We start from the raw sequence: 19,848 nt of genomic DNA, 5'->3' as shown, positions 1-19,848 counted from the left end.
CCTCAAAAACCACCATGTCAGCACAGCGATACGTAAGTTTGAATCGTTCGCTAATTCATTTGTGCATCAAACATAAAGACAATTAAGGAATCATATTAATGTCAAAACAACAGGTTGTTACTTGTAAAGAGTGCGGTAAACGCAGGGTAAAAGCCCTCACAACCAACCCAATTACAGGTAAGCAACGCCGCTCTACCATAAAGATATGCCAAGACTGCCATTCCAAGACTATAGACTATAAATTCTTTAGCAGCTCTTTTGGTCAGTGGCTACGAAGAGCCTTCCAGCGCCAATGCACTAACTCAATACCTAGTGATACAAATGAGCTAAGAGCACTACTCCACCTATGGAAATTCTACCGTCAAGCATGCGGATTTAAAAGTGATGGTCAAGAGGTTACTAAAACCTACGATTACCACCTATGCCATATCGACCCAATCAAAGGGGAAGGAGAACTTGTAGGTAAACTCACTTACTCTAATCTAATGATTGCACCTGCAAAACTCAACAGAGAGCATTCAAACCTTCCCTTCCCATTTACCTCTAAACAGTCCGTACTTAAAGGTGAAAACATAACTGACAGTAACTTTAAAGACATATGTCGTGAGCGTTACGACTTACCTTTACTAGCTGCTGAGTTTTGCTTAATACCTCAAAAAAAAGGAGGAGCTTTAACAGAGTTCACATCTAGTGGGGTAAATATATCAACGACACTTTCTAAAGAGTTAAAGAGGCTTGGATACCCTGTAACTCAAACAATTGCAAATCACCCGCCACAAACCATAGAACGCCTAGCCAATGGAGTCTATGACACATTTTTTAAGGTTGGTGGTACGTTAGCTCTTAAAGAACTGGCTCAGCATGGCACTCAATGTGACAACTCAATGATTGAGTATGACTTCACATTACCTCATGAGCGAGTCAAAATGGCGAAAGAAACTAGAAAGCAACTAGAGAAGGAAATCGCTGCGTTCTAGCTCAGCCCTATCCTATAGTTATACATAAGAACTCCTCTGCAGGTCTTTATATATAAGGTCTGTAGGGGTTTTTAGACCATGCAGTAAACATGATTATATTCAAACTTATGCTCGATAAGCTTACGGTATAAACTCGTATAGTGTTGTATAAGATGCCTCTTCAGGTGTTAACAGCTAACACGAACAAACACTAAGTAATCACTTATCTAATGAATGCTCGCTAGGTTATTAACGCCACTCGTCACGATTTACTGCTCAACTAAACTAATATTTAAACATATCGATGAATATATTAGAGTTACCTTGAAGCTCCTTAATCCTAGCATTCCTAGTATATTCCCACTCATCAGGTGGGTCACTAAGAGACCACCTAAGAAACATTAGGCGCTCACCTTCAGGCATAACGACGTTGTGTCTATAACTCATATACAACCACACTCTAGCCAATTCACCTCGAATTCGTTCCGACGGTTCAGTAATACCTTTAGACCATTCAAAATCACATAAACCCAGCCTTTGCTCTTCCCCTTCGATAATCCCATACCTTGAGTTAGACCTGATTCGATTAGTTTGCCCTATTGAAGGCACGAGGTTATGAAGGTCAAAAATGATAGCCTTAGCCTCTTTAGAAGTCCTTTCGCATATACTACGACTACCATTAACCCAACAATTCATTTCCTTAGCTGGTGTCAAAGAGGCAGGCACAACATGCTCCCAATCAAGAACATTTATAGCATTTTGATACTTCATTCCAGAACCATTGTAACCACATGAGGTAGTATCAATAACTCCCCCACTAACTCCTTTAGGCTCATAAGAACAGCCACAATACTTAGTTATCTTATGGTCAAAATACACCTTATCTCTGACTATTTGCTTAGCTTTAGACCATGAGCTTGGGATACCACCCGCATGAGTTAAACACGCGAAAGCTGTAAAGAATAAAAGACAAATAAGCTTCATTAGAGGCCTCTGAGGGTTACATTAATTTATGGGTCTATTAGGACATGCAGTTAAGTAAATTATGGCCTCCAGCGGCGGCAATTTCTAATACCCGCTTGGCGCCAGGCTGGCCTTTAACATCACTTAAATCGAGTAAAAAGTCAGGAGACTGCGCGCAATCTGGGTATTCAATATTTAAAGGTAAAGGCTGCTGATTGAGTAAATCACCCCACACTTCTTGTAATGAATTAACCGCTTTGCGTTTAACACCATTTACTAAACTCGCTAGGCTGTCGTTCGCAAAAGGTAAAAAACAACAGCGGTCTTGCTCTTTTGCAGCAAGTACCGAGGGCAAAATAGCGTTAACGCCACGTACCTCACCATTAAGTGCAAGCTCACCGTAAAATTCGTACTTATGAATATCAGGGCAAACAACCTGGCCAGAGGCCACTAAAATACCTACCGCAATGGCTAAATCAAACCGGCCACCATCTTTAGGTAAATCGGCAGGGGCTAAATTTACGGTTATGCGTTGATCGGGAAAACCAAATTGAGAGTTCTCAAGTGCACTGCGCACTCTGTCTTTAGATTCTTTAACTGAGGCCTCAGGGAGCCCTACAATATGAAAAGCTGGTAAACCATTCCCTAGGTGAACTTCTACAATCACTTCTGGAGCATTTATGCCCACTTGAGCACGAGAATATATGCGAGCTAACGACATTCCTTATCCTAGAAAATGGTGTGATTACACCAGTTTAGTCAGAATAATTAAAAACGTGTACTGTAATTTGCCATTTAATAGCGGCAATACGTAGCAATAAAGTGGTTAACATCGCTAAAACCATGGCAAGTTCGGTTGCTATTTCAAAATAAATTCCAAGCGTATAAACAATACCGCCCGCTATACAGGTAATAGCATATAGCTCGCCTTTTAACAGCATAGGAATTTCGCGCGCAAGCACATCGCGGATCATACCGCCAAAGCACCCCGTGATAACCCCCATTATAATCGCAGTCATATGCGGCATACCCGCCAGCAATGCTTTTTGAGTACCCATAACGGCAAAAAAAGCTAAGCCGAACGCATCAGCAATTTGCAAAGTGTAATGCGGAATCGATTTTTGCTTATTAATAAGTCGAGTAGTGATCAAGACTGCGGCTAAAATGGCATAAAAGTAACTTTGGTCATGAAGCCAAAACACGGGAACATCCAAAATAACATCGCGAACTGTCCCACCACCAATCGCTGTGACAGTTGCCAATACCACAACACCAAAGCCATCCATTTTCTTTTCGTGCGCAACTAAAGTGCCCGTAATAGCAAACACAGCAATGCCTATTAAATCAAACCAATGGTACAGTTCAGTCATGTGTAACAGCCTAAAAATATTTGTGTTGTTTTAACACAAACAATATAAAGTTTTAAGTAATAACGCTTTTTTAGAGAAGTTTATAACATTTATAGAATATTGCTTGGGGGTATAAACCTGAGAGTGTTTAATGAGGAAATAAACATAAATTTTAGGCATAAAAAAACGCTTTAGGCGTGTCGATTTAATAAAACTTATTATTTCAGTGGTTGCGGGAGCCTGAGCTTATGAAAGGTGAATGCCTAACGCAGTGAAGACGACCTTTGCTGGCTAATGGAAAGCTGAGACCGACGAGCTATCCATTGCGCTGAATTTTAGACATAAAAAAACACTCATATAGAGTGTCGATTCATTCTAACATTTTATTTCAGTGGTTGCGGGAGCCGGATTTGAACCGACGACCTTCGGGTTATGAGCCCGACGAGCTACCAGGCTGCTCCATCCCGCGCCTGAAATATGTATACTTATTTAGCGTTGCTTACATTACAACGTGGCTGCCAACTCCCTAAAGGAAATTGGTTGCGGGAGCCGGATTTGAACCGACGACCTTTGCTGGCTAATGAAGAGCTGAGACCGACAAGCTTTTCCTTAACTAACATTCTACAGTAACCTCAATCCTCTAGAAGAAATTGGTTGCGGGAGCCGGATTTGAACCGACGACCTTCGGGTTATGAGCCCGACGAGCTACCAGGCTGCTCCATCCCGCGCCTGTATATTTTAAGTCTATCGACTACTTAATTTAATCTCTTAAGTTAGAGTTTTACAGTAACCTCAATCCTCTATAGGAAATTGGTTGCGGGAGCCGGATTTGAACCGACGACCTTCGGGTTATGAGCCCGACGAGCTACCAGGCTGCTCCATCCCGCGCCTGTAATTTCTTTGAAATAGTTTCGTGTTAATCACGAGCCTGTTTCGAAGAGAGCGCTATAATATAGGAATAAACTTATATTGCAAGGCTTTAACTAGTTAATTGCGTTCAACCGAACAAAAACCAACCAAACCACTCTTTAAATAGCTACCTTTGATGCGGGCTTATCATTTTTTGAAACTCCCAGTCAGGGTGTCCCATAACAATAAAGTCTGGATTTTCTGTGCTCTCGCGCTGGTTGTAAGTAAGAGGGTTAAACTCAGCATCGGTTATACAACCGCCCGCTTCCTCTACAATTACTTGAGAAGCCCCAGTATCCCACTCACCTGTTGGACCAATTCTTAAAAAGCAATCGGCTTTGCCCTCTGCAACAATACACGCTTTTAACGAACACGAGCCAACGGCGATGGTGGCAAACTGAGTATTTAAATACTGACTCACAGCCTCAATTTTTTGTCTGCGGCTTACGGCAAGCGTTAAGTTATCGGGTGTTGCTACCGACATTTTAGTATCGCTGCCATTTTCACGCTTAAACGCACCGTTATTTGCAGTAGCAAAGTAAGTAATACCTTTGGCTGGCCAATGAATAACCCCCAGCACAGGGTGGTTGTTTTCAATAAGCGCAATATTTACGGCAAAGTCACCACTTTCTAAAATAAACTCGCCAGTGCCATCCATAGGATCAAGTAACCAATACCGCTGCCAGTTTTGTCTGTCAGCTAGGGCCGGAATAGGCGTTTCTTCTGACATAATTGGAATGTCGGGTGCAAGTGCCTGCAGGCCAGCTACCAAAACATCATTAGAAGCCAGGTCAGCTTTTGTAACTGGGGTACTGTCAGACTTTTCTTGTTGGCCAATATCATCTTTTTTATAAATAGCCATAATTACATCACCTGCACTTTGTGCAAGCGCTATACATGGCTCTAATAATTTATTCATTCGCAGCTCCAGACGCTAGGTATTTATTTAATAATAGCAAAGCGGCAACACTGCGAGCTTCGGTAAAATCTTCTTGCTCTAATAATGACTGCCAATCAGTTAATGGCCACTTAACAACCACTAACGGCTCTGGCTCATCACCAGGCAACGTTTGCGGATATAGCTGCTTGGCAAACAAAATATGCATAGTGGCATTAAAATAACTTGGCGCCATAGACACCACTTTAAGCGGCTCAAAAAACTCAGCGCCAAAGCCCACTTCTTCTTTAAGCTCTCGATTTGCTGCTTGCTGTGGGGTTTCGCCCGGATCTATTAACCCCTTCGGAAACCCTAACTGATAGTCGTTTGTACCAGCGCAATACTCTCGCACTAGTAGCATTTCGTTATCGGCAGTAATAGGCACAATCATCACTGCACCTCGGCCACCGCCGCGAATACGCTCGTACTGGCGCTCTTCGTTATTAGAGAATTTAAGTTCTAACGATTCAACAGTGAATAGGCGGCTTTTAGCGACGACATCATTGCTGATAATTTGCGGTGGAGTTGGGTGCTTTTTCTGTGTCATTGGCGTTATTTTGCTATCATGGCAGTTGTGCTTAATCATAAACTTTTCACAAGGAAAAGCCCATGCTAAATTGGTCAAAAATCGATACCGTTTTACTCGATATGGACGGAACATTACTCGATTTACATTTCGATAGTCATTTTTGGCTTAATGTTGTTCCTGAGCAACTTGCACTCACTCGCAATATAACCCTTGATGAAGCGAAAGCCGATATGCACAAACGCTATCAAGCGGTAAGCGGGCAAATACAATGGTATTGCTTAGACTATTGGGAAGAGCAACTTAATTTGCCCATTATGGAATTAAAGCGCCAAACACAGCATTTAATACAAGTGCGTGAAGATGTACCTCACTTTTTAACTGAGCTGAAAAAAGCGGGTAAAGAGCTAATATTGTTAACTAACGCCCACCCTGAAAACGTCATGCTCAAATTTGAACACACCGCCATAGACAATTATTTAGATGGTGTGGTGTCGACTCACCAATACGGAGTGAGTAAAGAGCAGCAAAGTTTGTGGCATCAAGTACAAAAAGACTTAGGCTTTAATAAACAACGTACCCTGTTTGTTGATGACAGTGTGCCGGTGTTAAATGCCGCTAGAGAATACGGCATCGAGCATTTACTTGCGGTTGCTAACCCAGACAGTAAGCAACCACATAATGTAATAGCCGATTACTTAAACGTTACCGACTACCGTAAGCTTATTTAACCCTTCGCTGGCTTTGTACTAAAGTCAGCTGCCTTAGCTTCTTTATGGCCACTATATATTCCATTATATGAACTTTTAACATCCAAATCAGTTTGTATAAAACGTATGTGACAAAAATTCACTCTGGGATATATGCGAATATCGTTACAAGATTCATTTTTTATCTCGAAGGTAATAGATGATGGGTTATTGTGACCAAATGTAGGTGCAACATAATTAGCGCTAAAGTTAATGTTCAGCCCCACTCTAGCGTAGCAGGATAGCTGACTTAGCTCTCCGCACAAAAAACTAGGTAAACTCAAAGACTCAACAGAAGCCCCCAATATAAAATCACCTGGTTTTAATACATACCCTTCAATTGGAATTTGTATCGCTTTAAAAAAAGATTTCGTATCTGTAGATTTAGTATCAATTTCTCTATCGTGCTGTTCCATTAAAAGTATGTGGTCACTTAGCCTAAGTAAATAGCTTGCAGGTCTGAATGAGCTTTCTTTAAAACCCTCAATGACAAGCTTACCTTCAATTAGTTCTTTTTTTATGCTTTCGGAACTTAATACCATTTAATAGACCCTTGTTACTAATTCTGAGTTACTACCAGGAAAAAAGCTCGTATTGATCTCTTTAATAATTTCAGGAGGAATAATATAAGTTTCGTTAGAATTGGATTTGAGTATGGAGCATGCCTGATAATCAAGCACATAATGCTTATTTTGATCTTCATATAAAGTAAGAGATTTAAGCTCTATATCATCTAATGACCAGCGATTTATGATTGTTGGTTTATCGAAACCAACATGATATTGAGGGGCACCTTTTTTTACATATAACAGAAGGTCTGCTTTAGTTAAAAAAGCGGCTTCTGCAGCAAGTGAATCACTGCTAACACAACCTGAATCAGGCTTAATAAAAAAGCATCTAGCATCCGTTGTAAACAAGTATTTTTCTATTTCATTGACAGGTACTTCATTTGGATAAACGTTTATAGAAAATGAGTTTAAATATGATATTGCGATACCATTTAATATCGAAATTATGCCTTTCCCAACTTCATCTACATAACTATCCATAGCTAGGTTTTTAACTAAATCAGTAAAAAGAAAAGCTCCTATGCCACCGCAAACAAATATGAACTTTGTTGATGGGTTGTTTGCAATAATCACTGGTAAATCTTTGAACACATCAGGAGTGATATGCATATTTCTATACCCCCACCATGGCACATCAATTTCGGTACTAGCTTCAGAAATAGCACCACCGCCAGTTAGTCTTATAACAACAGTTTTCATTTCAACCAACCCATGGCATTAAAAATCTTGCAAGCACCGTCAGTTAATTCTTCTTTCATTTTTTGAAGTTCATTCAAAGAAACCCATTTAATACTTTTAACTTCGGCACCAAGTTTTAAACTATTCTCATCTATGATTTCATAAGAATTAAAAACATGCCAATCATGTAGATCACCACCGTGACCACATTTGTCTGTTAAGTCATCAATATGAAAAATATAACTTAAGCTACTTATGCCCAACCCTATCTCTTCATTGACCTCTCTCTCAACAGCATCAGCAAGCGTATTATCTTGATACTCAACATGCCCTGCAACAAGACTATACTTTCCTTGGTAAAATTCTTTGGCTTTTTCAATTAGGAGAATTTTATTATTATTAGTAAAAATAGCAGCGACTGTTATATGTTTAATTTTATTGTTTATTTTAACTTCCCTAATACCTGTACCCGTCAATTGTTCAAAGTTTTCTTCTGCATAAAGTTCTTCATTTATAGAATCACTCAAATTAGATATAGCCTTATAAGCAGTTCCTATTCTGTTTTGTAAAAATTTTAGCCTAGTACGAGTTTCTTGATCACCACTAGATGCATGAACATCTGTTGCATAATTAAATAAATCATCTGTTTTTATGCCCCTTGATATTAGCCATTCTGCTAATTCTAATAATGCCTGCTTTTCAGCCTGCTCTATTGGCTGGTTTAATAATTCAATACATTGAACTTCATTACCACCTTTAAAGTTTTTAACAGCATTACTAAGAGTATGTATTATTTCTGAATCAGTGCTCGCGATACGAAATCGATATAAATTATTAGCAAACTTTAATGGACCAGGTTGTAATTCAACAAACTTGTTTTCTATTAGGCGAATTTTGCACCCGGGGTAGCTTTTTTTATATAAATAAACCGACGTTTTACAGTAACTCTCTTGATTATCCTTAATGTCTTGAAAAGAACGCAACACTCTAAATACACGACGGGTAATATCCATTTCTACATGTGCTTTTTTATTGCGAACCTTTACAAATTGAAATGGTAAAGCACCAACAGGGACTTCGTACTCCTTCATTAATTCCAAAATTGCTGAGTCTGTTTTAACATTTGGACTGCAAAGATAGAAATCTATATCAACTTTAGTGGAACTTGTTTGATAGGCTTTTAAATCTTTTAATATATCGTGGGATAGTTGAGAGGTGGTTGAGAAAATTGATATTGTCATTTCTCCACCCATGGCGCACAACTCTTTAACTTTTTCTTTAAAAAGATCATTATCAATATTTTCATTACTTAAATCGCAATCTACAGCTAATTGCTCTTCAAACTTGATAAGTAGTTTTTCTAAATCAGCTGGCTTAATAATTTGCGACAGAGATTCTTTGAGAATTAACCTTTTATAAAAGGGCTCTTTTAGAGCTTTAGTAAAAAGCTCCTTAAAATCTTCTGAAGTAAGGTAGCTGCAATCTATACAATTGTGGTTATCATTAACAAGTAAAATAAATATTGCGGCTTCGAAACTTGAAAGCTTTTGAATTACAGTTTTATCTATTTTTTTATTAAAGGAGGATAGCGGAAAAACAAACTCCTCTTTTAACCAAAAGGTATAATCAGCCAAAGAGTCGTAATTAATAGATTTTTTTATTATTTTTCTCTTCTTAAATACATAAAGTAACCTTCTCAGGCCAAGAAATGTAAGATCGATGTCATTTTTTCGCATAAAAAGATAAAGCTCAACAATTATAAAACCTGCAATACTTCCTAAAGCTCCAATAGCAATATCTTTATTGAAAATATAAAACACTAACCAAATTAAGACTGCTGAAATTACTGCAATAATATGTTGCATCATTTAGTAAATCCTTTTAACTAAGTTGCTATGTGGCGTGGATATACACGCCATCTATCTAAGAAAGCTACTTCACGCCAGTATGGCCAAAGCCGCCAGTTCCACGCTCAGTTGCTTCAAACTCATCGACAAGTACAAAATCAGCTTTAAGTACTGGTATAAACATCAATTGAGCAATTCTATCACCAGAGTTTATTGCAAATTCATCATTACCCCTATTCCATACTGAAATGAATAACTCACCTTGATAGTCTGAGTCAATTAATCCGACTAAATTACCCAGTACAATCCCATGTTTATGACCCAAACCAGAGCGTGGTAAAATAGTCGCAGCCATTCCAGTGTCCTGCATATTTAAAGCAATACCAGTAGGTATTAGTTTAGTTTCGCCTGGTGAAAGTCGTAACGCATCATCGATACAAGCTCTAAGATCAATCGCTGCTGAGCCATCTGTAGCATACTCAGGCATAGGAATTTCAGTACCAACTTTAGGATTTACAATTTTTAATTCAACTTTTTTCATTTTAAACTTTCTACTCTAAATAAATTTATAAAAATAATACAGATAATATAACTTAACGACCAGCCGAAAACTCATGCCATGAGTTGATCAGGTCAACAAAATCTTCAAAGCCACAACCACTCACTAGACCATTTTCTTCAAGCATTAAATCATCATCTTGGTAGGCAACTAAATCTTCGCTGTCTTGATGCAGCGCATGCGCTTCAAATAAGGCTTCATCTTTAGAGAGTATTAAATCTATTTCTTGGCCTTTTAGAGTAACTGGCTCGTAGCTTGTTTTTACCGAGGTAATAAGTGCTTGCACCATAGCCACTTTGTCTTTGCCAATCTCTTCATTTAGCCAACGGCCAATTATTGCGTGTTCGCTGCTTATTTTAATGCGCAGCCCACTAATAGGGTCACGTATAAATTGATATTCCATAACTGTTACTTATTAAACACTAATAGCGCGATTATACCCGTAAATTAGCTTAAACGCCGACTCTAAAAAGCAAAATAGCGCCAATGGGCGCTATTACTTATTTTATAATCACTAATCTCTGGAGCGGTATCTCGCGGCGTCAATTATTGCCCAAACGTATACTATGGCGGCAATAATCCCTGGCACAACTAAAAACCACAGTGCGGCACCACCAAAAAAGAAAATAGCAAATAGTAAAGCAGCTAAAATACGCCCTTGTACTAATTGACCTAAACCGGGAAAAAATATATTACATAGTGCTGCAATAACATTACCGCCTGAACCTTGTCCTGACATACTCACCTCTGTAGTTAATTAATTTTAAATTTTAGTTATTTACTTACTATCACACTTTATGCCAATTTATTAAAGCTTAAAAATCAGGTAGTTAAATTAACACTAAATAAATGCTTTAGTATTTTTTACTAAATATAGGTCAATTTGATTATTTTTATTTTTAAATTTAGTTATTTATAGACGCTAAAAACTAGCCAGCTAATTGGTTTAAGGGGTTATTTTTAGAATAGCTGTTCATAAAAACAGTATTTTATTTAGCCTAACAAAAACACCTGTTATACTGCTCTCATTATTGATTGAAAAGGCGTAACGATGGACGTTTCTGAATTACTCGATGGCTTAAATGACAAACAACGCGATGCCGTTGCAGCCCCACTACAAAACATGCTGGTATTAGCAGGTGCTGGGTCTGGTAAAACACGAGTGCTGGTTCATCGTATTGCGTGGTTAATGCAGGTTGAGCAGGCCTCTGCTTATAGTATTTTTGCGGTTACTTTTACCAATAAAGCAGCTAAAGAAATGCGCACGCGAGTAGAAGAGACCTTAAAAGCACCGGTCGGTGGTATGTGGATTGGTACTTTCCATGGCTTATCGCACCGTATTTTGCGCGCTCATCACCGAGAAGCCAACCTGCCAGAAGCCTTTCAAATATTAGATTCTGACGATCAGCTAAGAATGATCAAGCGCTTATTAAAATCAATGAATATTGATGATAAAAAGTGGCCAGCTAAACAATTTGGCTGGTACATAAGCGCTAAAAAAGACGAAGCACTTCGCCCTAAAGATATTCAAGCCTACGATATAAACGAACAAATGATGCTGCGTGTATATGCCGCGTATCAAGAAGCGTGTGACCGCGCGGGTTTAGTCGATTTTGCTGAAATACTATTGCGTAGCTATGAGGTGCTCAAAAATAACCCTACACTGCTTCGCCATTACCAACAGCGCTTTGCGCACATGCTGGTAGACGAGTTTCAAGATACCAATACCATTCAATACGCATGGTTAAAGCTGCTCGCAGGCGATACACAAAGCATTATGATTGTGGGCGACGACGACCAAAGTATTTATGGCTGGCGCGGCGCTAAAATAGAAAATATAAAACGCTTTTTAACTGACTTTGACGCCGAAACTATTCGCCTTGAGCAAAACTACCGCTCAACCGCGACTATTCTAAAAGCATCTAATGCGCTTATAAAAAACAACTCAGAGCGCATGGGTAAAAGCTTATGGACCGATGGTAATGAAGGCGAACCTATTTCTATTTATGCTGCGTTTAACGAATTAGACGAAGCCCGCTTTGTAAGCAGTAAATTACGTAGCTGGTTAAATGCCGGTAATGCGTTGCAAGACGCCGCCATTTTATACCGTAGCAACGCGCAATCTCGTGTACTCGAAGAAGCCATGCTACAAGAAGGCTTAAAGTACCGTATTTACGGTGGTATGCGATTCTTCGAGCGTCAAGAAATTAAAGATGCACTATCGTACTTACGCTTAGTAGGTAATCGCCAAGACGACGCTGCATTTGAGCGTGTTATTAACACCCCTGCCCGTGGTATTGGTGATAAAACATTAAGTCATATACGCGACTGCGCACGTGCTGAGTCACTCCCGCTTTGGTACGCAGCTAAAGCTATTGTTGAACAACAACACTTATCTGGCCGCGCCGCAGGTGCAGTATCTAAATTTGTAGAGCTGGTTGAGCACATAGAAGACAAAATTAGCGACCTTACATTGCACGAGCAAGCTAAATACGCTATTCAAACCTCTGGCCTTATGGCTATGTACCAAGCTGAAAAAGGCGAAAAAGGCCGTGCCCGCGTAGAAAACTTAGAAGAGCTTATCAGTGCCTGCGATCAGTACGAGCTCCCTGAGGAAGAAGAGTTTAGTTCGCCACTACAAGGGTTTTTAGCTTATACATCGCTTGAATCTGGTGAAGGCCAAGCCGATGAGCACGAAGACGCGGTGCAAATGATGACGCTTCACTCAGCCAAAGGCTTAGAGTTTCCACTTGTGTTTATGGTGGGTGTTGAAGAGGGCATGTTCCCTTCGCAGCAAAGTAATGAAGAGTCTGGCCGCTTAGAAGAAGAGCGCCGCCTTTGTTACGTAGGCATGACCCGCGCAATGGATAAATTATATATTAGCCACGCCGAAAGCCGTCGTTTATACGGGCAAGAAAAATACCACAGCCCTTCACGCTTTTTACGTGAAATACCAGAAGACTGCGTTGAAGAAATTCGTATTAAAACGCAAGTGTCGCGCCCGCCTGCTGCGGGGCGTTTTAGTGCATCAGTCAGCCATGCTGTATTTGAAGAAAGTGGCTTTAACTTAGGCCAGCGCGTACTACACGCTAAGTTTGGTATAGGGACTGTACTTAATTACGAAGGTAGCGGCGCGCAATCACGAGTGCAGGTAAACTTTGATGACCTTGGCAGTAAATGGCTAGTAACCGCGTATGCACGACTTCAAGCTGTATAAGCACAGTGTTGAGCAATTAACACAACAACTAACTGGCGCAAAGCATCGCCAGTTAGTCCTTATTACTGGCGACTCTAACTGGTGTTATGAATTACTAAGTACTTTAACAAGCTCATATAGTGTTAAAGTACTTTCCAAAAGCTCTGAGCTTATAAGCGCAAGCTGGCCCGAACATACCCATCAGTTATTAGGTCAAGAATTCCCGCATGCTGTTTACGATGGTTTTAGTGGTATTTACCCTGATAAGCTTGCGGCACTTGCCGGTACAGTAAAAGCAGGTGGCGTTTTATTTTTATTACTACCAACGCTAGCAAGCTTAACTACATGGCAAGATCCTGCTCTTAAAAGCGTGCAATCTCACGGGCACAGTAATCAGCAAAGCTATTTTAATTTACGCTTTGCTCAGCTAATTCATACTCTTCCTGCACTGCATTTTGATCAGCAAACTGCATTTAAGCAAAGTGAACTAAAAAGCGGTATTACTAACAATATTGATTATTTACCTCAGCAACATTGTGTTGAGCAAATAACTAAAGTAGCAACTGGACGTGCCAACCGGCCTTTATTAATAAACGCTGATAGAGGGCGTGGTAAATCTGCTGCGCTTGGGCTTGCAGCTGCCGCACTGCCAAATAAAAATATTATCGTGTGTACCACCCAATTTAGCGCAACCCATAGCACCTTTAAACATTTAGCTAAAACATTACAAGTTGAATACAACAGTAAACAAAAACAATTAGCTAATCTACAATATATGGCGCCCGATGCGCTTATTAGCCAGCTTCCACAATGTGATTTATTACTTGTAGATGAGGCTGCAGCTATTCCTGTACCGCTATTATTAAAAATGCTCGAGCACTATCCCCGTATTGTATTTGCAAGCACGTTGGTAGGCTACGAAGGGAATGGTAGAGGCTACACTATTCGCTTTACTAAACATATTAAAGCCACTTACAAAGCAGCAAAAGTTATTACACTTAATGAGCCATTACGCTTTGCTAAAGGCGACCCGCTTGAGCAACACATTCGTACTCTTTTAGCTCTTGATGCTCAATATAATGAATTAGCTAATGTAAATGCATGTATTGAGCACTTAGAAGTTACTCAACAGCAACTAATTAACGATGAAACACTACTTCAGCAAACTGTGGCACTGCTTGCGCTGGCTCACTACCAAAGCAGCGTTAATGATTTACGCCAATTACTTGATGCCCCTTCACAAAAGTTATTTATAAGTACCTGCAATTCTTGTGTTGTTGCCGTATGTTTAGTTGCCATAGAAGGCGGCCTAGACGCTGAATTAGCCGAAAAAATAATTAGTGGTGACCGCCGCCCACAAGGCCACTTAATGGCGCAAACGCTCGGGCAATTAACGAGTAAAACCTGTTACTTAACAAAGCCAAGTGCTCGGGTTATACGCATAGCCGTTGCTCCTAACTTACATAACCAAGGCACAGGAAAAGCGTTACTGAATTATTGCCAGTTACAGTTAACGCCAACATGTCGATATTTAGGGGCAAGTTTTGGCGCTACCGCAACGCTTTTACGCTTTTGGCAATCACAAGGGTTTGGTGTAGTTAAACTTGGTTATCAGCGAGATAAAAGCACAGCAGAGCACTCCGCTTTAGTTGTTAAATATTTATCAGGGCAATCAGCTAATTTACAAAGCTTAAAGCAACAATTTAAACATGATTTATTTTATGGGTTATTAACCTACTTTAGGCTGCTTAATGTTGAGTTAGTAGCAGAGCTAATTGATCATTGCACTGATGAAGTAACGCCACATATTCAGCCAATAAGTTTACTCAATAACTTAAGTCGCTTTAGCGCAGCACCAAAAATTTGGTATTTGCTTAATCACTCACCTTCATACTTAAATAACCTAGTAAAAAAAGATAAGCATCTATTAATACAAATGGTTTTGCAAAATCATAATACAGAGCAGCTAATAGCTGAATATGATCTTGGTGGAAAAAAAGCTTTAGAGCAGCAGTTCAAACAAGCAGTTAAATCGCTTATTAAAAAAGAGCACACTCTTTAAGCTATTTATTTAATTTGTTCTATCCTTAAGGCATAACAGGGCAATTAAAGATAAAGGTATGGAATTCATTAACTTTCAGGTGGGATGTAAAACAATTTCACTTAAAATTCTCGATATATTACTCACTGAACGCTTTGATAATAATCTCACCACACTACCCAATAACAATAAGAGCTTTATTGGTGTAAAAGATTACATGGAAACCCCCACGCCAGTATTTGATTTAGGTGTTATTTTAAATGGCAGCTCTACTGAGCAAAGTAATAAGTTAGCTCTTGCGGAACTAAGAAAGTCGCAAGACACACTAAACGGTTGGTTTAACAATTTAGAAAAAAACATCAATATAGAAAGTGGCACCATAAACAACGACGAAGCTCAGCTACATAGCTTTACCGTGTTTTATAAAGAATTTAAAACTGATAATGCCGATTTAAAAAACATTATAGATAAGTTTGATAGCCCTACTAAAGAGCTTATAAATGTAAGCAACCAAGCAGTTAATGCTCATAATAACCAAGAACATAAGCAAGCGATAAAATATTTAGCGAGTATTAAGCGCAATAGCCTAATGCAATTACTACGCTTGTTTGAATCAGCAAAAGAGCAAATCACACTCGACTATAAGCCTATCATTGTTTTTACTACCAAAGATGGTTTAAACCCACATGTTGGACTGCTGGTTGATAAAGTTGAAGACAACATAGATTATAAAAAAGAAGACATTAAACCACTCGATAAGTTAACTGAGGTAGGTTTTGATATAGACCCGCAAACAAAGGGAATGATGCGCGGGCTAATAAAACTAGCTGAAAAACACAGTGTGCTAATTGATCCAAGTGCAATTTTTAGACCCGACCACTTAAGCGATCACAGCAGCGATCACAGCAGCGAAGAAACCCAAGCATATGGCCTATTTTAAAAACAAAAAAGCCGAGCACAAGCTCGGCTAATTAATTCATAGTAACTCATTATACAGTAGCAATAATATCTTCAACTGCTAAACGTGCTTTAGGTTTACCATAGTTCCAATCTTCTTCAGCAACTGGGTAACCCATAGCAAGTGCCACTTCACAAATGTGGCCATCAAGCTCTTCGCTAAACTTTTCACCAATCAGTTCAGGATCAACACCTTCCATAGGTGTAGAGGCAATATTTAAGCGCGCTAGAGTATGCATAATGTTACCAAGCGCTAAATAAACCTGCGCCTTGGTCCAGCTACCGTTATAGCCATTTTCATCTGTGTTCATTTCTGCAAATGCATATGCGCCCATAAAGTTATCGCGCATTTCTGCTGGCAGGTGGCCCGAGCTTACTTCTACATCTACACGCTTAGAGAACTTGTCTTTAGTGTATTGTGGGTCATAGGCAAGTAAAAGCGTATGAGATGCCTCTTTAGCGTGTAACTGGTTAAACTGATGCTTGTTTGCAAATGTATCGTGTAAACGTTGCTTACCTTCTTCACTTTCTACTAGAACAAACTTCCAAGGCTGAGAGTTAATAGAAGAAGCAGACAGACGAATAGCTTCTTTAATTACTTCCAGATCCTCTGATGAAATACGTTTTGCTGAATCATATTTCTTAGCAGTATAACGATTATGTAAGTCTTTAATGATTTGATGAGACATGCTCTTCTCCGTCGTAATGTAAGTATGTAAATACAAGATGGAGCAAGTGTATAGCTTTTATTATCAATTGATAATCAGCAAAATCCTTAAAAGACTTTCTAAAAAAATTTGATAATAGGTAAAGCCATTTCTCTCAAATAATTGATCAGACTGCAGCGATTAGCACTTTAATGGCCGACTGCGATAATGAGTGATCTTAGTGTGATTTTTTAGCGTCGGGGTCGGTGCGCTTTTCAACCAAAGCCATTAAATCGAACTTATTTAATATTGATTTATAAGTTACTACTGGTTTTGTTTTTTTATATTTTGAGTCGGTGTGCTGTCGTAGTGCCCACAGCGGTGGAGGGTCACAGTGAAATGCTTCACTATCATCCGCCAATGCATTTGATAGCTAAAACACTGTTCACAAAGAGGCGCTTCGCTTAGGAGACGCTGCGCTTTAGAGAAGAAAATGCTGAATTTTACTTTTCTTAAGACGTAAAAAAGCCGCTTCATTTCTGAAGCGGCTTTCTCGTATTTGGAGCCTGGCAATGTCCTACTTTCACATAGCAAATGCTACACTATCATTGGTCGGGGCTCGCCTTCGAGCTGTTTTGTTTCGCTACTGAGTTTGGCACGGGGTCTTGGCTGTTTATTAAATCCCAGACAGCAAAAAACCCGTCACATTGCTGTAACGGGTTTCTCTTATTTGGAGCCTGGCAATGTCCTACTTTCACATAGCAAATGCTACACTATCATCGGCGCTGTTTCGTTTCACTACTGAGTTCGGCATGGGGTCAGGTGGGTCCAAAACGCTATGGTTACCAAGCAAATTAGGGCGTCAGTCCGTTTTCACGTACCAACTAAATCTGGAAAATATCTGATAATATTTTTTAAGTCTTTCTAAGTAATATCTACTCTAGCTATTAACTTCTGTCGCTTGTTTCTGTCACAAAACGCGTTTGGCGTTGTATGGTTAAGCCTCACGGGTAATTAGTACAAGTTAGCTTAATGGCTCACACCACTTCCACATCTTGCCTATCAACGTTGTAGTCTTCAACGGCCCTTCAGAGACTTTAAAAGTCTAGTGAGAAATCATCTCGAGGCCTGCTTCGCGCTTAGATGCTTTCAGCGCTTATCAGTTCCGAACGTAGCTACCGGGCAATGCCATTGGCATGACAACCCGAACACCAGCGGTTCGTTCACTCCGGTCCTCTCGTACTAGGAGCAACCCCTCTCAATTCTCAAACGCCCACGGCAGATAGGGACCGAACTGTCTCACGACGTTCTAAACCCAGCTCGCGTACCACTTTAAATGGCGAACAGCCATACCCTTGGGACCGACTTCAGCCCCAGGATGTGATGAGCCGACATCGAGGTGCCAAACACCGCCGTCGATATGAACTCTTGGGCGGTATCAGCCTGTTATCCCCGGAGTACCTTTTATCCGTTGAGCGATGGCCCTTCCATTCAGAACCACCGGATCACTATGACCTACTTTCGTACCTGCTCGACGTGTCTGTCTCGCAGTTAAGCTGGCTTCTACCATTACACTAACCGTACGATGTCCGACCGTACTTAGCCAACCTTCGTGCTCCTCCGTTACTCTTTGGGAGGAGACCGCCCCAGTCAAACTACCCACCAGGCACTGTCCGTAACCCCGATTCAGGGGCCAACGTTAGAACATCAAAACTACAAGGGTGGTATTTCAAGGACGACTCCACAACAACTAGCGTCGCTGCTTCAAAGTCTCCCACCTATCCTACACATGTAGGTTCAATGTTCAGTGCCAAGCTGTAGTAAAGGTTCACGGGGTCTTTCCGTCTAGCCGCGGGTACACAGCATCTTCACTGCGATTTCAATTTCACTGAGTCTCGGGTGGAGACAGCGTGGCCATGGTTACACCATTCGTGCAGGTCGGAACTTACCCGACAAGGAATTTCGCTACCTTAGGACCGTTATAGTTACGGCCGCCGTTTACCGGGGCTTCGATCAAGAGCTTCTCCCTAAGGATAACCCCATCAATTAACCTTCCGGCACCGGGCAGGTGTCACACCGTATACGTCATCTTGCGATTTTGCACAGTGCTGTGTTTTTAATAAACAGTCCCAGCCACCTGGTCACTGCGGCTCCCGTCCGCTTAGAGAGCAAGTCTCATCACAGATAGGAGCGTACCTTCTCCCGAAGTTACGGTACGATTTTGCCTAGTTCCTTCACCCGAGTTCTCTCAAGCGCCTTAGTATTCTCTACCTGACCACCTGTGTCGGTTTGGGGTACGATTCGGTATAATCTGAAGCTTAGAGGCTTTTCCTGGAAGTATGGCATCAGCAACTTCACACCCTTGGGTGCTCGTCTCGTGTCTCAGCCTAACAGCAACCCGGATTTACCTAAGTCGCTAGCCTACTCACTTTCACATGGACAACCATCGCCATGCTTGCTTAGCCTTCTCCGTCCCCCCATCGCAATTATACCAAGTACGGAAATATTAATCCGTTTCCCATCGACTACGCCTTTCGGCCTCGCCTTAGGGGTCGACTTACCCTACCCTGATTAACATGGGATAGGAACCCTTGGTCTTCCGGCGTGCGGGTTTTTCACCCGCATTATCGTTACTCATGTCAGCATTCGCACTTCTGATACGTCCAGCATACCTCCCGGTACACCTTCAACCGCTTACAGAACGCTCCCCTACCACTCATCCTAAGATGAATCCGCAGCTTCGGTGCATAGTTTAGCCCCGTTACATCTTCCGCGCAGACCGACTCGACCAGTGAGCTATTACGCTTTCTTTAAAGGATGGCTGCTTCTAAGCCAACCTCCTGGCTGTCTGGGCCTTTCCACATCGTTTCCCACTTAACTATGACTTTGGGACCTTAGCTGGCGGTCTGGGTTGTTTCCCTCTTCACGACGGACGTTAGCACCCGCCGTGTGTCTCCCGGATATT

The 19,848-nt window shown here is 40.7% G+C and carries 16 protein-coding genes, 3 tRNA genes, 2 rRNA genes and 1 pseudogene (1 of these 22 only partly in view); 5 read left to right on the top strand and 17 right to left on the bottom strand.

Features of this window, described 5'->3' with window-relative positions; all coding sequences use genetic code 11:
• Positions 1-98: 98 nt before the first annotated feature.
• On the top strand, positions 99-977 hold the full coding sequence (locus tag PESP_RS00760; protein WP_089346336.1) for a hypothetical protein: 879 nt from the start codon (positions 99-101) through the stop codon (positions 975-977).
• 264 nt (positions 978-1,241) lie between these two features.
• Here PESP_RS00760 and PESP_RS00755 read toward each other — a convergent pair whose 3' ends face one another.
• The 8 genes and pseudogenes from PESP_RS00755 to nudE all read right to left on the bottom strand — a co-directional run bounded on the left by PESP_RS00755 (position 1,242) and on the right by nudE (position 5,661).
• A complete protein-coding gene (locus PESP_RS00755) occupies positions 1,242-1,940 on the bottom strand; it encodes an endonuclease (protein WP_089346335.1) in 699 nt (232 codons plus the stop codon).
• Between the two features lie 52 nt (positions 1,941-1,992).
• A pseudogene (locus PESP_RS00750) lies at positions 1,993-2,640 on the bottom strand (magnesium chelatase domain-containing protein); the annotation flags it as partial.
• Between the two features lie 34 nt (positions 2,641-2,674).
• Positions 2,675-3,289, bottom strand: coding sequence for a trimeric intracellular cation channel family protein (locus PESP_RS00745; protein WP_089346334.1), 615 nt, complete (start codon positions 3,287-3,289; stop codon positions 2,675-2,677).
• A 371-nt stretch (positions 3,290-3,660) separates the two neighbouring features.
• Positions 3,661-3,737, bottom strand: a tRNA-Met gene (locus PESP_RS00740).
• 182 nt (positions 3,738-3,919) lie between these two features.
• Positions 3,920-3,996, bottom strand: a tRNA-Met gene (locus tag PESP_RS00735).
• An 83-nt stretch (positions 3,997-4,079) separates the two neighbouring features.
• Positions 4,080-4,156 (bottom strand) — tRNA-Met (locus PESP_RS00730).
• Positions 4,157-4,304: 148 nt separating this feature from the next.
• The gene (gene cysQ / locus PESP_RS00725) at positions 4,305-5,096 is read right to left on the bottom strand and encodes a 3'(2'),5'-bisphosphate nucleotidase CysQ (protein ID WP_089346333.1); all 792 of its coding nucleotides are present in this window, start codon (positions 5,094-5,096) and stop codon (positions 4,305-4,307) included.
• Entirely contained in the window at positions 5,089-5,661 is a 573-nt protein-coding gene (gene nudE / locus PESP_RS00720) for an ADP compounds hydrolase NudE (protein WP_058549551.1), read from the bottom strand. Before nudE ends, cysQ begins: the two co-directional genes overlap by 8 nt.
• A 62-nt stretch (positions 5,662-5,723) precedes the next feature.
• On the opposite strand from nudE, the gene yrfG reads away from it, so the two are divergent.
• Positions 5,724-6,371 (top strand): GMP/IMP nucleotidase, encoded by a 648-nt coding sequence (yrfG, locus tag PESP_RS00715; protein ID WP_089346332.1) that lies wholly within the window; start codon positions 5,724-5,726, stop codon positions 6,369-6,371.
• Here the strand turns inward: yrfG and PESP_RS00710 are convergent.
• The 6 genes from PESP_RS00710 to PESP_RS00685 all read right to left on the bottom strand — a co-directional run bounded on the left by PESP_RS00710 (position 6,368) and on the right by PESP_RS00685 (position 10,781).
• Entirely contained in the window at positions 6,368-6,931 is a 564-nt protein-coding gene (locus PESP_RS00710; protein WP_089346331.1) for a dCTP deaminase, read from the bottom strand. The two genes, yrfG and PESP_RS00710, sit on opposite strands and share 4 nt — an antisense overlap.
• The gene (locus PESP_RS00705; protein WP_089346330.1) at positions 6,932-7,657 is read right to left on the bottom strand and encodes a hypothetical protein; all 726 of its coding nucleotides are present in this window, start codon (positions 7,655-7,657) and stop codon (positions 6,932-6,934) included. It abuts the gene before it with no gap.
• Positions 7,654-9,504, bottom strand: coding sequence for an NUDIX hydrolase (locus tag PESP_RS00700; protein ID WP_089346329.1), 1,851 nt, complete (start codon positions 9,502-9,504; stop codon positions 7,654-7,656). The genes PESP_RS00705 and PESP_RS00700 overlap by 4 nt, the downstream gene beginning before the upstream one ends.
• A 64-nt stretch (positions 9,505-9,568) precedes the next feature.
• Positions 9,569-10,024, bottom strand: coding sequence for a dUTP diphosphatase (dut, locus tag PESP_RS00695; protein ID WP_089346328.1), 456 nt, complete (start codon positions 10,022-10,024; stop codon positions 9,569-9,571).
• A gap of 52 nt (positions 10,025-10,076) precedes the next feature.
• A complete protein-coding gene (locus tag PESP_RS00690; RefSeq protein ID WP_089346327.1) occupies positions 10,077-10,445 on the bottom strand; it encodes a YacL family protein in 369 nt (122 codons plus the stop codon).
• A gap of 111 nt (positions 10,446-10,556) precedes the next feature.
• Positions 10,557-10,781 carry a hypothetical protein gene (locus PESP_RS00685; protein WP_024031970.1) on the bottom strand — a complete coding sequence of 75 codons (225 nt, stop codon included), beginning with the start codon at positions 10,779-10,781 and terminating at the stop codon, positions 10,557-10,559.
• Between the two features lie 312 nt (positions 10,782-11,093).
• Between PESP_RS00685 and uvrD the strand changes: the two genes are divergently transcribed.
• The 3 genes from uvrD to PESP_RS00670 are packed head-to-tail and all read left to right on the top strand — an operon-like array spanning position 11,094 to position 16,219.
• The gene (uvrD, locus tag PESP_RS00680; RefSeq protein WP_089346326.1) at positions 11,094-13,259 is read left to right on the top strand and encodes a DNA helicase II; all 2,166 of its coding nucleotides are present in this window, start codon (positions 11,094-11,096) and stop codon (positions 13,257-13,259) included.
• A complete protein-coding gene (locus tag PESP_RS00675; protein WP_089346325.1) occupies positions 13,237-15,300 on the top strand; it encodes a tRNA(Met) cytidine acetyltransferase TmcA domain-containing protein in 2,064 nt (687 codons plus the stop codon). Before uvrD ends, PESP_RS00675 begins: the two co-directional genes overlap by 23 nt.
• Positions 15,301-15,358: 58 nt before the next feature.
• Complete coding sequence (locus tag PESP_RS00670; protein WP_089346324.1) at positions 15,359-16,219, top strand: chemotaxis protein; 861 nt, start codon at positions 15,359-15,361, stop codon at positions 16,217-16,219.
• Positions 16,220-16,268: 49 nt separating this feature from the next.
• Here PESP_RS00670 and PESP_RS00665 read toward each other — a convergent pair whose 3' ends face one another.
• The 3 genes from PESP_RS00665 to PESP_RS00650 form a co-directional block, all read right to left on the bottom strand.
• On the bottom strand, positions 16,269-16,925 hold the full coding sequence (locus PESP_RS00665) for an NAD(P)H-dependent oxidoreductase (RefSeq protein ID WP_089346323.1): 657 nt from the start codon (positions 16,923-16,925) through the stop codon (positions 16,269-16,271).
• 693 nt (positions 16,926-17,618) lie between these two features.
• A 5S ribosomal RNA gene (gene rrf / locus PESP_RS00655) occupies positions 17,619-17,733 on the bottom strand.
• Between the two features lie 143 nt (positions 17,734-17,876).
• A 23S ribosomal RNA gene (locus tag PESP_RS00650) occupies positions 17,877-19,848 on the bottom strand; it runs 915 nt beyond the window's last position.

Source organism: Pseudoalteromonas espejiana DSM 9414, from assembly GCF_002221525.1.
In the GTDB taxonomy this organism is placed as follows: domain Bacteria; phylum Pseudomonadota; class Gammaproteobacteria; order Enterobacterales; family Alteromonadaceae; genus Pseudoalteromonas; species Pseudoalteromonas espejiana.
This window is presented reverse-complemented; position numbering and strand designations above follow the sequence as displayed.

Bases quoted from the DNA above. Each gene is read 5' to 3' on its own strand.
- PESP_RS00760 (WP_089346336.1), top strand. From the start codon at position 99: ATGTCAAAACAACAGGTTGTTACTTGTAAAGAGTGCGGTAAACGCAGG.
- PESP_RS00755 (WP_089346335.1), bottom strand. From the start codon at position 1,940: ATGAAGCTTATTTGTCTTTTATTCTTTACAGCTTTCGCGTGTTTAACT.
- PESP_RS00745 (WP_089346334.1), bottom strand. From the start codon at position 3,289: ATGACTGAACTGTACCATTGGTTTGATTTAATAGGCATTGCTGTGTTT.
- cysQ (WP_089346333.1), bottom strand. From the start codon at position 5,096: ATGAATAAATTATTAGAGCCATGTATAGCGCTTGCACAAAGTGCAGGT.
- nudE (WP_058549551.1), bottom strand. From the start codon at position 5,661: ATGACACAGAAAAAGCACCCAACTCCACCGCAAATTATCAGCAATGAT.
- yrfG (WP_089346332.1), top strand. From the start codon at position 5,724: ATGCTAAATTGGTCAAAAATCGATACCGTTTTACTCGATATGGACGGA.
- PESP_RS00710 (WP_089346331.1), bottom strand. From the start codon at position 6,931: ATGGTATTAAGTTCCGAAAGCATAAAAAAAGAACTAATTGAAGGTAAG.
- PESP_RS00705 (WP_089346330.1), bottom strand. From the start codon at position 7,657: ATGAAAACTGTTGTTATAAGACTAACTGGCGGTGGTGCTATTTCTGAA.
- PESP_RS00700 (WP_089346329.1), bottom strand. From the start codon at position 9,504: ATGATGCAACATATTATTGCAGTAATTTCAGCAGTCTTAATTTGGTTA.
- dut (WP_089346328.1), bottom strand. From the start codon at position 10,024: ATGAAAAAAGTTGAATTAAAAATTGTAAATCCTAAAGTTGGTACTGAA.
- PESP_RS00690 (WP_089346327.1), bottom strand. From the start codon at position 10,445: ATGGAATATCAATTTATACGTGACCCTATTAGTGGGCTGCGCATTAAA.
- PESP_RS00685 (WP_024031970.1), bottom strand. From the start codon at position 10,781: ATGTCAGGACAAGGTTCAGGCGGTAATGTTATTGCAGCACTATGTAAT.
- uvrD (WP_089346326.1), top strand. From the start codon at position 11,094: ATGGACGTTTCTGAATTACTCGATGGCTTAAATGACAAACAACGCGAT.
- PESP_RS00675 (WP_089346325.1), top strand. From the start codon at position 13,237: ATGCACGACTTCAAGCTGTATAAGCACAGTGTTGAGCAATTAACACAA.
- PESP_RS00670 (WP_089346324.1), top strand. From the start codon at position 15,359: ATGGAATTCATTAACTTTCAGGTGGGATGTAAAACAATTTCACTTAAA.
- PESP_RS00665 (WP_089346323.1), bottom strand. From the start codon at position 16,925: ATGTCTCATCAAATCATTAAAGACTTACATAATCGTTATACTGCTAAG.